A 14248-nucleotide genomic window follows, 5' to 3' on the forward strand; every position below is an offset into this window, starting at 1 on the left:
TGAAGTCTCCGGAATATCGGCACCGCCGCCGGACAAAACAAGAAGCAGAATAAATTATCTGCGTGTATCTTCAATAAGTCGAACAGCAGAAGCGTTGAGCGCATATTTTGTACGCTGTGTTCGCTCATCGCGTTGAAGAATAGAAATATAACCACCCTCTACGCTCAATGCTGCAATTTCGCGCAACACAAGCGCATGGGCAACTCCCAATATTCGTGCAAAACTGCGGCTGTCCGATGCAATTTCAAGTGCCGCGGCCGCAAGAATGCCGGCACCCAGCCGCGAGATTTTGCCGGATTGCGCTTCGATTGCATCGACCAGCGCCATATAGTCAGTGGCGTCGGTCACGCACTCACAGCCTGCACCGGCCGGAATGAAACGATAACCGATTTTGATGTCGGTGTATCGCTGCCTTCACCAGCGCTACCAAGCGGCACGAGCACATTCATCTCGGGATAGTAGCCAGCAATACAACCACGTGGAATATCGTAAGGCACAAAACGGAAATTACGGGCAACGCGCTCAACACCATCATTGAATTCGCCGACAATATCCGCACGGTCACCCGCTTCAACACCAATATCCGACATATCGGCAGGGTTCATGAACACGACCTGACGCTCACCATACACGCCGCGATAACGATCATCCATGCCGTAAATTGTCGTGTTATACTGATCATGGCTGCGGAAGGTTTGCAGGACGTAACGCCCCGGCTTGCCACGCGCCTGTTGATGTTCAACCGCTTCCGGCAATGCTCCACTCCAGAACGTCGCCTTGCCTTTTGGCGTGCGCCATTCCAATTCTCGCGCAGAATTGCGCAAATGGAAGCCGCGCGGCACCCGAACCCGCTCATTAAAATCGTAAAAATCAGGCAGCACCTTCGCAATATGATTGCGGATCAGATCATAGTCATCAGCCAGTGCCAGCCAATTGACGGGCTTTGCTCCAAGCGTCGCATTGGCCATTCCAGCGATAATACCGATTTCCGAACGCAACAAGGACGATGCTGGTTTGTTGATACCACCCGAGCCATGCACCATGCTCATGGAATCCTCGACCGTTACAATCTGCGCAACGCCTTTGGAATTGAGATCAATCTCGGTGCGTCCAAGACATGGGAGAATGAACGAATCCTGCCCCGGCACCAGATGCGAATGATTGAGCTTAGTTGCGATATGCACGGTCAGTCGTTGCGAAGACAGCGCTTTGGAAATGATCGGGCTATCCGGCGTGGCGCGGGCAAAATTGCCGCCAAGCCCAATAAAGGCCTTCGCCGTTCCATCAAGCATGGCACCAATTGCAGCAAGCACATTATGCCCGGGCGCACGCGGCACCTCGAACCCAAACTCTTTTTCCAGCGCATCTAAAAACGCTGCTGATGGCTTTTCATTGATGCCAACAGTGCGATCACCCTGCACATTGGAATGGCCACGCACCGGACACAGACCAGCACCCGTTTTGCCAATATTGCCGCGCAGCAGCATGAAATTGGTGATCTCGCGAATGGTGATGACGGAATGTCTATGTTGCGTGATACCCATCGCCCATGTGCAGATTACCTTGCCAGCCTGCATATAAATGCGTGCCGCATGTTCGAGTGACTGTCGCAACAAACCCGACTGATCTTCGATTTCTTCCCACGTTGTCGCATCAACAGCCTTGCGATAGGCTTCAAACTCGGCCGTATGCTGCGCCAAAAACTCCCGATCAAGAACCGACGGTTCACCCTTAGCGAGAGCTGCATCATCAGCCGCAAACACCGCCTTGGCCATGCCGCGGAAGGCGGCCATATCACCGCCAAGACGCGGCTGATAATAATCGCTGGCAATCGCTTCGCTGCCGCCACGCATCATTTCGAGCTTGTCTTGCGGATCGGAAAAACGTTCCAGTCCGCGCTCGCGCACTGGATTGAAGACGACAATCTTCGCACCGCGCTCGGCGGCACGCCTGAGATCACCCAACATACGCGGATGATTGGTGCCGGGATTCTGGCCAACCACAAAAATCGCATCGGCATGCTCGAAATCCTCAAGCAGAACAGTGCCTTTGCCAACACCGACCGCCTGTGTCAGCGCAACGCCGCTCGCCTCGTGACACATGTTCGAGCAGTCGGGAAAATTATTGGTGCCATAAGCGCGCACGAAAAGCTGATAGAGAAAGGCGGCTTCATTGGAGGCACGGCCCGATGTATAAAACTCAACGCGATCCGGCGTATCAAAGCTGTTTAAAATACTGCCAATGGTCGCAAAAGCCTCGTCCCATTCGACCGCTTCATATTTATCGCTCGCCGCATTATAGCGCATCGGATGCGTCAAACGCCCGGTGTTCTCCAGCGCATAATCCGTCCACGAGCGCAGTTCGGAGACCGTATGCTCGGTGAAAAACTTGGGCGTCGTGCGTCGCTCGGTGGCTTCCCACGCGACAGCCTTCACACCATTTTCGCAAAACTCAAACGACGAGCCATGCTCCGGGTCGCCCCACGCACAGCCGGGACAATCGAATCCGTCGGGCTGATTGGCTTTAAGCAATGCCCGCGCACCCGTTAAAGGCGCACCGCTGGCCAGCAATTGCTTGCCGCAGCTTTTTAACGCACCCCACCCACCAGCAGCACTCGACTTCTTGCCGATAAATCCAGTGTCGTGAGTTTTGCTCATTTTGCTATCCTCGACTGCACAGCGCTTCGTGCCCGATTATCTATGTTTTTACGCCTCTTGACCTTCAATATGCGTCAAAAGTGGCCGCTAACTGTCTTAAAGTTATCTTTACTTTATACCATATGGCATCAACATCTCAGTCACAAAAGACACCAGATAGTATGGTCCGAAGAATTGTGGCATCAAATAACCGAGAGCAATGGAAACTGTGATGATTGTTTTCCTTGATTTCAGCAACGCAATCGTTCATTCGACTGGTAAACAAAACTGACCACAAGGGGTGGAGAATGCCCAAAATCGTTGAAATCGCCGACCTGAAACGATTGGCAAAGCGCCGTGTCCCAAAGATGTTCTTTGACTATGCAGACTCTGGCGCATGGACGGAATCGACCTATCGCGCCAATGAAAGCGATTTCTCGAAGATCAAGCTTCGCCAGCGCGTACTGGTCGACATGACCAATCGCTCTCTTGAAACGACGATGATCGGCGAAAAAGTTTCGATGCCTGTCGCCCTCGCCCCAACGGGTTTGACCGGCATGCAACATGCGGATGGCGAAATGCTGGCTGCACAGGCCGCCGAAGCCGCTGGCGTTCCTTTCACTCTGTCAACCATGAGCATTTGCTCTATCGAAGACGTGGCATCGGTTACCAAGAAGCCATTCTGGTTCCAGCTCTATGTCATGAAAGATCGGGAGTTCGTGAAGAACCTCATCAGCCGCGCCAAGGCAGCAGGCTGCTCAGCTCTGGTGCTGACGCTTGATCTGCAAATCCTCGGCCAGCGTCACAAAGATTTGCGCAATGGTCTGTCTGCACCGCCAAAGTTCACGCCAAAGCATATCTGGCAGATGGCCACCCGCCCCGGCTGGTGTCTGGGCATGATGGGTACCCAGCGCCGCACCTTCCGCAACATTGCGGGCCACGCGAAAAACGTGACCGACCTTTCTTCGCTCTCCGTATGGACTGCCGAACAGTTCGATCCGCAACTCAATTGGAACGATGTTGCCTGGATCAAGGAGCAATGGGGCGGCAAGCTGATTCTCAAAGGCATCCTCGACGAGGAAGATGCATTGATGGCGGCGAAGACCGGCGCAGATGCGATTATTGTTTCCAATCACGGTGGCCGTCAGTTGGATGGTGCGGTTTCCTCCATCTCGATGCTCAAGCCAATTGTCGACGCCGTTGGCGACCAGATCGAAGTGCATATGGACGGTGGTGTTCGCTCTGGTCAGGATGTTCTCAAAGCACGCGCACTTGGCGCGCAAGGCGTGTTTATTGGCCGCCCGTTCCTTTACGGTCTTGGCGCAATGGGTAAAGAAGGCGTAACGCTGGCGCTCGACATCATCCGCAGAGAACTCGACGTGACAATGGCGCTTTGCGGTAAACGCAACATCAACGACATTGATCAATCGATCATAAAGTCAGCGAATTTTAACTAAAATCCTGACAACCATCTAAAATTGTAAAACCCGGCTTGTGTCGGGTTTTTTTAATAAAAACAGTATTTAAGACACAACTAAAACGTTAAATTTTAGTGTAGCCTAATAAGAAGTAACCTTAATTTAAGTATATTCGTTTACCAACTTCAACCAACAGTTCGGGAGCTGTGGTGAAATTAGTCTGGAGTTGGTTAGATGAAGAATGTTTCAGCGATCGCGTTCATCGCCCTTGGTACAGCATTTTGCGCCAACGGAGCGCGCGCTGCTGACATTGTTTACGATGAGCCAGCTCCAACGATCATCGCTCCACCCCCTGTCGCATCCGGCTGGTATATTCGCGGTGACCTTGGCTATAATTTTAAGAACAAAACCGATGGCAACTGGAATTTCTGGAACCAGTTTGATCCACCTTATCGCGGCATCGACGACACCTTGAAATACGATAGTTTCAAGCTGAAAGGGGGCGCATCTTATGGCCTCGGCGTTGGTTATCGTTTCAACGAAATGTTCCGCACCGATGCCACGCTGGACTTTTTCCGCGCCAATATCAACGGCCGGACCAAGTGCACCAGTTATGTAAAGAGCGCCCACGGCCTCAATCCGGTTGAAGATAATTGCAATTATGAAGATGCTTCGACGGCAAATATCTGGACGGCAATGGCGAATGCCTATGTTGACTTGCCAAAGGTTGGAGCCGTCACCCCATATCTCGGTGCCGGTCTTGGTGCTGCCTATGTGAAATACGGCAATTGGGATACACGTCAGATATGCTCTGGCGTCACAACCCGTGATTGTGATTACCAATCCGACAAGAATGGTCTGGATAGCTGGCGCTTTGCCATGGGCCTGATGGCTGGTGTCAGCTACGACCTCACCCAGCAGCTGAAATTTGACCTGGGCTATCGGTATCTGCGCATCAACGGTGGCAAGGCCTATGGTTATGACGCTGCTGATCGCAGCACCAACCCATACGGCAACGCCGAAGGTCCGGGCGCAACAGGCGCACAGGCACGCGACAATGGCTTCAACATCCATACCGTCCGCGCTGGTCTTCGCTACGAGTTCAACTAATATCTGAAAAATAATTACAAAAACCCGGCAAGAGCCGGGTTTTTTTATGTCCTCGTAACGGGTGCTTTCGATAGAAGAACCGTGCGGATTGCAAAGCTCGAATGAATGCGTGCGACGCCCGGCAATCGCGACAAAATTTCCTTGTGAATGATTTCATAGGAAGCAGCATTCTCCGCTTCAACGCGTAAAATATAATCAGCATCGCCGGTCATCAGATAGCATTCCTGCACTTCCGGATGGCGCCGCACGGCTTCCTCAAACCGGTTGAGATATTCTTCCGTCTGCCGGTCCAGCGTAATGCGCACAATCGCCACCAACCGCTCATCGCCACCCGATGAGCCGACAATTGCCGTATAGCCGCGAATAACACCGCTTTCTTCGAGAATCTGAACACGCCGCAGACAAGCGGACTGCGAAAGCCCGACTTCGGCTGCAAGTTGGCTATTGGTCATACGCCCGTCGCGACGGAGGCAGCGGATGATATTACGGTCAATGCTATCGAGTGTCGCCATGCAGAATCTTCAATCTAGAAGCTAATAAGTGCGTAATTCGTGTTAAAATTCGCATAATATGCGACAAATAGCAAAAACATTCGAATAGTCTTCGACTATCATCGAGCCTATCGCTTTGGTGGCAAGGAATTGTGATCCGCACCGCCGAGGCGATGTGCTTTTGGGAGGAAGCGGATTAAATTCCAGTCATCCCACTAACAAATTGAGTGCACTGGAAATGAGCCCTATGTCGATGCATTTTTCTCAAACAGAACGAGACCTCGCCGCTGGTGGCGTGCTGACCATCGACCTCCAAGCTCTGCGCCACAATTATGCGACCATTGCAAAACGCATCGCGCCAACCCGCGCTGCTGCTGTTGTGAAGGCGGATTCCTATGGCTTGGGCGCAAACCGCGTCGCACCGGCTTTTTATGAAGCAGGTTGCCGCGATTTCTTCGTCGCCCATCTTGGCGAGGCATTTGCCCTTCGCCCTTTTCTCAATCCTGATGCAACGCTTTATGTGCTCAATGGTTTGCAGCCCGGCACGGAAGCTGCCTGTGCACGCGAGAAAATCCTGCCTGTTCTCAACTCGTTGGAGCAAATTGCAAACTGGTCGGCACTTGCGGCAAGCCTGAACGAAAAACTGCCCGCGCTCTTGCAAATTGATACTGGCATGTCGCGCCTTGGCCTGTCCGCCAAAGAACTCGATCAGCTTGTCGATGACAAGCACCTTCTGGACCATATCGATGTGAAATTCGTCATCAGCCATCTGGCAAGCGGTGATGAGCCGGAAAACCCCGCCAATGCGCGCCAGCTAGCAGCGATGTCGGCAGCGCTTGCCCGTTTGCCAAAAATGCCCGTGGCATTTTCAAACTCCGGCGGTTGTTTTCTCGAAAAGACCTATCACTTCAATCTCGCCCGTCCGGGTGTAGCGCTTTATGGCGTTGGACCTGCCGCTGGCGAAAATCCGATTAAGCCTGTGCTGGAACTCTCCGCCCGCGTCATTCAGGTGCGCGATATCGATAAAGGTGCGGCGGTCGGTTACGGCGGCACATTCATCGCCGAAAAACCTATGCGGATTGCCACCATTGCAGTCGGCTATGCCGATGGCTGGTTCCGCGCTTTGAGCAATAAGGGTTCTGCCTTTTATGGCGACACACGCCTGCCGATTGTCGGTCGCGTCTCGATGGACTCCATCACGCTTGACGTCACGGCCCTGCCCGAAGGCACGCTCACACTCGGCAGCATGGTCGAACTCGTCGGCCCACATCAGCGGCTCGAAGATGTGGCACGTGATTGCGACACCATTCCCTATGAAATCCTGACTTCGTTAGGCCACCGCTATGCCCGTGTTTACGTGGATGGCCCAACACCAAAAGAAAAAGCATAAAACAGAGGCGAACATGCAGATCACCATTCTCGGCAGCGGCGTCATTGGCGTCACCACGGCCTATTATCTGGCCAAACAAGGTCACGAGGTTACCGTTGTTGACCGTGAAGAAGGCCCTGCGTTGGAAACCAGCTTTGCCAATGCCGGACAGGTTTCGCCGGGCTACGCATCGCCATGGGCTGCCCCCGGCATTCCATTAAAAGCCGCCAAATGGCTGTTTCAGAAACATGCGCCGCTGGTTCTGTGCCTGACCTCTGATCCAAAGCAATATAGCTGGCTGTTGCAGATGCTCGCGAACTGTACGGAGAGACGCTACAAGGTCAACAAAAGTCGCATGGTACGCGTGGCCGAATATAGCCGCGATTGCCTTATGGCACTGCGCAATGAAACCGGCATCCAATATGATCAGCGCACGCAGGGCACGTTGCAGCTGTTCCGTGAGCAATATCAGCTTGATGGCATCGGCAACGATATTGAAGTTCTGCGTCAGGATGGCGTACCGTTTGAAGTGCTCGACCGGGAAGACTGCGTGCGTGTTGAACCAGCTCTGGCCCGCGCCCGCGATAAATTTGTCGGCGGCCTGCGCTTGCCCAATGATGAAACCGGCGATTGCTTCAAATTCACCAATGAACTGGCCAAAATTGCCGAAGGTCTTGGCGTTAAATTCCGCTTTGGTGTGGATATCAAATCGCTGCTCATGTCCGGCGGCAAGGTGTCGGGTGTTGAAACTTCGCAAGGCATTCTGACGGCTGACCGTTATGTCGTGGCACTTGGCAGCTACACGCCTGCACTGGTCAAGTCGCTTGGGCTGAACGCCCCGATCTATCCGGTCAAGGGCTATTCGATCACCGCACCGATCATCAATGAAGAGCTGGCCCCTGTCTCGACCGTGCTGGATGAGAGCTTCAAGATTGCCATCACCCGCCTTGGCGACCGTATCCGCGTCGGCGGCATGGCCGAGGTTTCAGGCTTCACCAAAGATCTGCCCGCTGCACGTCGTGCAACGCTTGATCTGTCGGTGAGCGATCTATTCCCCGGTGGCGATCTCAAGGCTGCAACCTTCTGGTCGGGCCTGCGTCCAATGACGCCGGATTCAACGCCGATCATCGGTGCAACCCGCTACGAAAATGTGTTCATCAATGCGGGCCACGGCACGCTTGGCTGGACCATGGGTCCGGGTTCCGGCAAGCTGCTCGCGGACCTTATCTCGGGTAACAAGCCAGACATTCAGGCTGATGATTTAAGCATCGCCCGCTACTCATAAGCGTAACACTATCAAAAACTCGGTGGTGTGCAGGCGCTCACCACCTCACAGGCCACTGGCCCCACGCATTTGAAACGATGCGGCAGCTTGCTTGAGAAATAATAGGCATCGCCCGGACCTAAGATACGACGCTCGCTGCCGACCGTCACTTCGATGCGACCGGAAATCACGATGCCGCCCTCCTCGCCTTCATGCATGAGCAGAACCTTGCCGGTATCTGAACCCGGCTCATAGCGCTCTTTGAGGATTTGCAACGAACGCGAGAACAAGTGATCACCCACTTGCCGATAGGAAATCGGCCCCTTGCCGATCTCCACCAACTCATCCGCCTGATAAAAGACCTTGTGCGGTGCATCCGGCTCAAGCGCAAAAAACTCGGCCATTCCGATAGGAATTCCATCCAGAATGCGCTTTAATGCACCCACCGACGGATTGGACTGATTGGCTTCGATCAGCGATATGGTGGAATTGGTCACACCGGCCCGTTTTGCAAGCTCGCGCTGAGACAGATTCTGCCGCATGCGCACATAACGAAGCCTGCCCCCAATATCGATGCTCATCGACACGTCCCTTACTGTTTATGATGTTCGATATATCACAAACTTTTGTTTCAAAGCACATAATTTCAATGATTTAAATTTTATGAAAAAAGGACTTGTTGCCTTCGGTGATACATGTCCTTTTACTCCAAAGAGCCTCATTCAAAAAGCGGCATGTGCGCGCGAAAATGGTGATTTTCGAGTACCGGAGCGCAGTGTACTTAAAGGTACATGAACACCGGAACGCAGCAAATTGCCATTTGCAGCCGCTCAGGGCGGCTTTTGGAACAGGCTCTCAAATAGGAGGTCTGAATGCTTAACAACACCAACGCGCCAAGTCTTGATAACTTCTGGATGCCGTTCACGGCCAACCGCCAGTTCAAGGCCGCCCCACGCCTGCTCGCAAGCGCTTCGGGCATGTATTACACCGATGTCGACGGCAATCAGGTTCTGGACGGAACCGCAGGCCTCTGGTGCTGCAATGCCGGTCATGGCCGCGAGCAGATCACCCAGGCAGTCGAGCGCCAGATCTCGACCATGGACTTCGCGCCGACCTTCCAGATGGGCCACAACATCGCTTTCGATTTTGCTGAAAAGCTCGCAGCCATTGCGCCCGGTGGCCCGGATGCCAAGCTCGATCGCGTGTTCTTCACCAATTCCGGCTCGGAGTCGGTCGATACTGCACTGAAGATCGCCATCGCCTATCAGCGCGCGATTGGTCAGGGCACCCGTACGCTCGTGATCGGTCGCGAAAAAGGTTATCACGGCGTTGGCTTCGGCGGCATTTCTGTCGGCGGCCTCGTCAACAACCGTCGCGTTTTCCCGCAGATTCCTGCCGATCATATGCGCCATACGCTCGATATTGGCCGCAATGCCTTCTCCAAAGGCTTGCCAGAACACGGCATCGAGCTTGCTGATGATCTGGAGCGTCTGGTTCAGCTCCATGGCGCAGAAAAGATTGCTGCCGTCATCGTCGAACCGATGTCCGGTTCAGCCGGTGTTATTCTGCCACCAAAAGGCTATCTTGAACGCATCCGCGCCACCGCTGACAAGCACGGCATTCTGGTGATCTATGACGAAGTCATCACCGGCTTCGGTCGCCTCGGCACACCATTTGCGGTTGATTATTTCGGCGTTAAGCCTGACCTCGTCACCACTGCCAAGGGCCTGACCAACGGCGCAATTCCAATGGGTGCTGTCTTCGCCAGCCGCACAGTGCATGATGCGCTGATGACCGGCCCCGAAAACGCCATCGAGCTCTTCCACGGCTACACCTATTCCGGTCATCCGGTTGCCTGTGCTGCTGGTCTTGCCACGCTGGAAATCTACGCCGAAGAAGGTCTTCTGACGCGCGGCGCAGAACTGGCCGAACATTGGCAGAACGCGCTTCATTCGCTGAAGGGCGCGCCAAATGTCATCGACATCCGCAACTTGGGCCTCGTTGGCGCAATCGAACTGTCGTCCCGCGAAGGCGCCATCGGCGCACGTGCCTATGACGTGTTCACGGATTGCTTCAAGAAGGGCCTTCTGATCCGTGTTACGGGCGATGTGATCGCGCTTTCGCCACCGCTTATCGTGGAAAAGGAACAGATCGACACCATCGTTTCCATGATCGGAGATGCACTGAAACGCGCGGCCTGATCACCACCCAGGTCAGGCTGCAACAGAGCGCCGCGCGTCCGATAGGACGCGCAAAGGACGCTCTGAAAATTTAACTACGCATCGAGCTTTCCAAAAATCGAAATCGATTTTTGGGCCGATGCTGTAGCCGCCGCTTTCCCCTGCGGCGGCTTTTTTTGTGAATCGCATTCTCTGGAATCGCGCGCAAAGGATTCTGCACATTATCATTTTAGTGGCCACTATGCGCGAAGCCGGCAAAAGCGTAATAACGTTACATTACATCGCTAAATTCAGCTCTGCGACGGCGTAAACTTCGCCACAAGCGCATGACTATCGCCCGGATAAGTGAAACGCACATGCGTCACTGGTTGATCGGCATTCCATGTCTGACGCTCAACAACAAGACAGGGCGAACCGACAGGTACGCCAAGTGTCGCAGCATTTTCCTCGGTTGAGACAACCGCGCGGATGGAATGCTGCGCATTGCTCCACGGCACGCAGGAAACGAGCCATGGACCGGGTGACTGCTCGGCAAAATCGGTCTCTGCTGCGCCTGGCACGGCATCAAGACTGATAATGCGTTCTTCCAGCGCAAAGACCCGCTTTCCGGCATAATGACGGCAAACAAGTTCGATGAGCGGCGTGTGTCGTGGCATGTCGATATGACGTGCATCGGCAGGGCCGCTTAACCGCTCGTTTCGTTTCAGCAGCTCAAAACGATAAGGCTGCCCAAGCGCTGCAACCTCATCGCGAATATCATGGATTTCGAGAATTGCGGCTTGCGACTGCGGGACGGAAACAAAGCTTCCCGAACGGCGCTTTCGCTCAATCAGACCGGCTTTTGCCAGCTGCGTCAGCGCCTTGTTCACGGTCATGCGCGAGCAATTATAATACTCGGTCAGCTCGTGCTCGAACGGGATGCGATGACCGGGCTGCCACTCGCCAGAAATAATGCGCGTTTCAATATCATCCAGAATACGCTGATGCAGCGATAATGTCGGCTCTTCTTTTCCGGATGGATTGTCCTGCACGTCCCGCTCGCCCCATTTATTAGTTCAGCAATTCGCCGATTGCTTTCTGGAAAGCACGCTCTGCCGCATCGCGCAAGCGATGATGTCCGCCCTCCACCTGTTTCACGCCGCGCACCCACACATCAGAGGCACGCGCACGACCGGCAAAAATCCAGCCATCGAGAACCGCATCGCCTTTTGCATGGGGCAGACGCTCAACATCAAGCGATACAAAATCTGCCGAAGCACCTTGCTTCAATCCATCACCCTCACGACCCATAGCAATATTCCCGCCTGCCAATGCATTATCGAACAAGGCGCGTCCGGTCGAGCCTTCGTTTTTCGCCAGCACATTGCGCGCTCGATGCAGCAAACGCTGCGAATATTCATATTGCCGCAACTCATCGCCAATGCCGATCAGCACATTGGAATCAGAACCAACGCCGAAACGGCCACCATTGGCATCGAACACGGTGGCATTGAACGTGCCATCGCCGAGATTGGCTTCCGTGACCGGGCAAAGACCCGCGATCGCACCAGCTTTCGCCATGCGCACGGTTTCCTCGTCAGTCATGTGCGTTGCGTGGATAAGGCACCAGCGCGACGACAATTCCTGATGGTCAAGCAGCCATTCGACAGGTCGCTGTCCGGACCACGCAATGCAGTCCTCCACTTCCTTGACCTGCTCGGCAATGTGAATATGCACTGGCGCGCCGGGCAACAGCTTTGCTGCAAATGTCAGCTCATCCGGGGTGACAGCTCGCAGACTGTGCGGTGCCACGCCAAGCACGGCACCCTCAAAACCTGAAAGCGCCTTTTGGCAGCCCTCGATCAGGCGCGCAAAACTCTGCTGATCATTGATAAAACGACGCTGGCCTTCATTGGGTTCGGCCCCGCCAAAACTCGAATGCGCATAAAGCACGGGCAACAGCGTTAGACCGATGCCAGCGCTTTGCGCTGCCGAGGCAATACGATCCGCCATTTCAGAAATATTGCTATAAGGCGTGCCGTCGCGATCATGATGCAGATAATGAAACTCGCCGACGCGTGTAAAACCGGCTTCCAGCATATCGATATAAAGCCGCAATGCGACCGCTTCCGCCTGTTCCGGCGTCATGGTCAGCGCGAACTTATACATGATCTCGCGCCAGCTCCAGAAACTGTCAGCCGATGGTCCGCGCCGTTCAGCAAGGCCAGCCATGCCATATTGAAACGCGTGGCTGTGGAGGTTTGGCATCCCCGCTACGATCACCTTATAGCGCTCGTCACCCGTCTGCGCATCAACGCCAGTCTCCACAGAAGCAATTTTTCCATGAGCCACGCCGAGCCGCACATCTTCTGCCCAGCCGCTTTGCAAAAGCGCTTGTTGCGCATGAATAAATTGCGTTTTTTCGACGATGGCGGACATGCTGTTTCGCTCCTCTTTCCATCCGTTTTGCAGCACCATTTTTCAACAGATCACAATCGGATGCATTTTTTCTCTTGGCGGCTTCGCTAATATGTATATACATTATCGAAAAACAGGGGAAGCGAGAAAACGCTCATGACACAGAAATCGAACTTCGTTTTAACGCAGGCACGCATCGCCACTCTATCGGAAAAGGCAGATGGACTTGGTTTGATCGAAGCTGCAGCAATTGCCGTCAAGGATGGCAAAATCGCTTATGTCGGCGCTGAAATTGATCTTCCTGCTGAATATGCCTCGCTTGAGAAGATTGACTGCGAAAACCGCCTGATCACACCGGGACTCATCGACTGCCACACGCATCTGGTCCACGCAGGCAACCGTGCACATGAATTTGAGCTGCGCCTGAATGGTGCCACTTACGAAGAAGTTGCGCGCGCGGGCGGCGGCATTGTTTCCTCCGTTAAAAATCTGCGCGCGGCCAGCGAAGATGATCTGGTCCGTGAAACCCTGCCCCGCCTCGATGCACTGATCGCTGAAGGCGTGACGACGGTTGAAGTCAAATCCGGCTATGGTCTTGATACGCAAAGCGAAATAAAATCATTGCGTGCAGCCCGGCGTCTTGGGCATGAACGCGATGTTGCTATTCGCACCACCTTCTTGGGCGCTCATGCCCTGCCACCGGAAATGAATGGCGATAAAACGGCTTTCATCGACAAGATCGTCAATGAAATGCTGCCTGCTATTGCGAGTGAAAATCTCGCCGATGCGGTGGACGGGTTCTGCGAAGGCATCGCTTTCCTGCCGGACGAAATCGCCCGCGTTTTCGATGCTGCAAAAGCGCACGACCTGCCAGTCAAACTCCATGCCGATCAGCTCTCCAATCTGCATGGCGCAGCCCTTGCCGCGTCCTATGATGCGCTTTCCGCCGATCATCTCGAATATACCGATGCAGAAGGTGCGGCTGCCATGGCAAAGGCCGGAACTGTCGCTGTTCTGCTGCCCGGCGCTTATTACTTCATCCGCGAAACGCAAAAGCCGCCGGTGGAGCTTTTCCGTGCGGCTGGCACAAAGATGGCGCTGGCAACCGACAACAATCCCGGTACGTCGCCACTGACCTCGCTTCTGCTCACCATGAATATGGGCGCAACCCTGTTCCGCATGACAGTCGATGAATGCATTGCAGGTGTCACCCGCGAAGCAGCCCGTGCCCTCGGCGTGCTCGACAAGACCGGCACGCTTGAAGTCGGCAAGGACGCGGATCTCGCGATCTGGAACGTCGAGCGCCCAGCAGAGCTTGTTTACCGCATCGGCTTCAACCCGCTGTGGAAGCGGGTTTTCAAAGGCCAGATTTAATCAGAGTTT

At 54.2% G+C, this 14248-nt stretch carries 12 protein-coding genes and 1 pseudogene; 6 read left to right on the top strand and 7 right to left on the bottom strand.

The annotated features are described in order from the left end of the window. Positions 1 to 54: 54 nt before the first annotated feature. Positions 55 to 327 carry a hypothetical protein gene (locus RI570_RS03305; protein ID WP_313828534.1) on the bottom strand — a complete coding sequence of 91 codons (273 nt, stop codon included), beginning with the start codon at positions 325 to 327 and terminating at the stop codon, positions 55 to 57. Positions 328 to 344: 17 nt separating this feature from the next. Further along, positions 345 to 2657 (bottom strand): FdhF/YdeP family oxidoreductase, encoded by a 2313-nt coding sequence (locus tag RI570_RS03310; RefSeq protein WP_313826945.1) that lies wholly within the window; start codon positions 2655 to 2657, stop codon positions 345 to 347. A gap of 287 nt (positions 2658 to 2944) precedes the next feature. On the opposite strand from RI570_RS03310, the gene RI570_RS03315 reads away from it, so the two are divergent. Together RI570_RS03315 and RI570_RS03320 are read left to right on the top strand one after the other, a co-directional pair. Continuing rightward, positions 2945 to 4093: an alpha-hydroxy acid oxidase gene (locus RI570_RS03315; protein WP_313826946.1), complete on the top strand. Its 1149-nt coding sequence runs from the start codon at positions 2945 to 2947 to the stop codon at positions 4091 to 4093. 195 nt (positions 4094 to 4288) lie between these two features. Further along, positions 4289 to 5164 (top strand): porin family protein, encoded by an 876-nt coding sequence (locus tag RI570_RS03320; RefSeq protein WP_313826947.1) that lies wholly within the window; start codon positions 4289 to 4291, stop codon positions 5162 to 5164. Positions 5165 to 5208: 44 nt separating this feature from the next. Here the strand turns inward: RI570_RS03320 and RI570_RS03325 are convergent, their stop codons facing one another. After that, entirely contained in the window at positions 5209 to 5676 is a 468-nt protein-coding gene (locus RI570_RS03325) for an Lrp/AsnC family transcriptional regulator (RefSeq protein ID WP_313826948.1), read from the bottom strand. Positions 5677 to 5893: 217 nt separating this feature from the next. Here RI570_RS03325 and alr point away from each other — a divergent pair, with 217 nt between their 5' ends. Both alr and RI570_RS03335 read left to right on the top strand, forming a co-directional pair. Then, positions 5894 to 7045, top strand: coding sequence for an alanine racemase (alr, locus tag RI570_RS03330; protein WP_313826949.1), 1152 nt, complete (start codon positions 5894 to 5896; stop codon positions 7043 to 7045). Between the two features lie 13 nt (positions 7046 to 7058). Further along, a complete protein-coding gene (locus RI570_RS03335) occupies positions 7059 to 8309 on the top strand; it encodes a D-amino acid dehydrogenase (protein WP_313826950.1) in 1251 nt (416 codons plus the stop codon). Between the two features lie 11 nt (positions 8310 to 8320). Here RI570_RS03335 and RI570_RS03340 read toward each other — a convergent pair whose 3' ends face one another. Both RI570_RS03340 and RI570_RS03345 read right to left on the bottom strand, forming a co-directional pair. Continuing rightward, the gene (locus tag RI570_RS03340) at positions 8321 to 8869 is read right to left on the bottom strand and encodes a cupin domain-containing protein (RefSeq protein WP_140903681.1); all 549 of its coding nucleotides are present in this window, start codon (positions 8867 to 8869) and stop codon (positions 8321 to 8323) included. A 106-nt stretch (positions 8870 to 8975) separates the two neighbouring features. Continuing rightward, positions 8976 to 9108 (bottom strand): annotated as a pseudogene (locus tag RI570_RS03345) (flagellar basal body P-ring protein FlgI); the annotation flags it as partial. 52 nt (positions 9109 to 9160) lie between these two features. Here RI570_RS03345 and RI570_RS03350 point away from each other — a divergent pair. Then, positions 9161 to 10489 (top strand): aspartate aminotransferase family protein, encoded by a 1329-nt coding sequence (locus RI570_RS03350; protein WP_313826951.1) that lies wholly within the window; start codon positions 9161 to 9163, stop codon positions 10487 to 10489. 269 nt (positions 10490 to 10758) lie between these two features. On the opposite strand, the gene hutC is transcribed toward RI570_RS03350, so the two are convergent. Both hutC and RI570_RS03360 read right to left on the bottom strand, forming a co-directional pair. Next, positions 10759 to 11499 (bottom strand): histidine utilization repressor, encoded by a 741-nt coding sequence (gene hutC / locus RI570_RS03355; protein WP_313826952.1) that lies wholly within the window; start codon positions 11497 to 11499, stop codon positions 10759 to 10761. A 19-nt stretch (positions 11500 to 11518) separates the two neighbouring features. Then, positions 11519 to 12886: a formimidoylglutamate deiminase gene (locus RI570_RS03360; RefSeq protein WP_313826953.1), complete on the bottom strand. Its 1368-nt coding sequence runs from the start codon at positions 12884 to 12886 to the stop codon at positions 11519 to 11521. Between the two features lie 135 nt (positions 12887 to 13021). Between RI570_RS03360 and hutI the strand changes: the two genes are divergently transcribed. Next, a complete protein-coding gene (hutI, locus tag RI570_RS03365; protein WP_313826955.1) occupies positions 13022 to 14239 on the top strand; it encodes an imidazolonepropionase in 1218 nt (405 codons plus the stop codon). Positions 14240 to 14248 lie beyond the last annotated feature (9 nt).

The organism is Brucella pseudogrignonensis, from assembly GCF_032190615.1.
Lineage (GTDB): Bacteria > Pseudomonadota > Alphaproteobacteria > Rhizobiales > Rhizobiaceae > Brucella > Brucella pseudogrignonensis_B.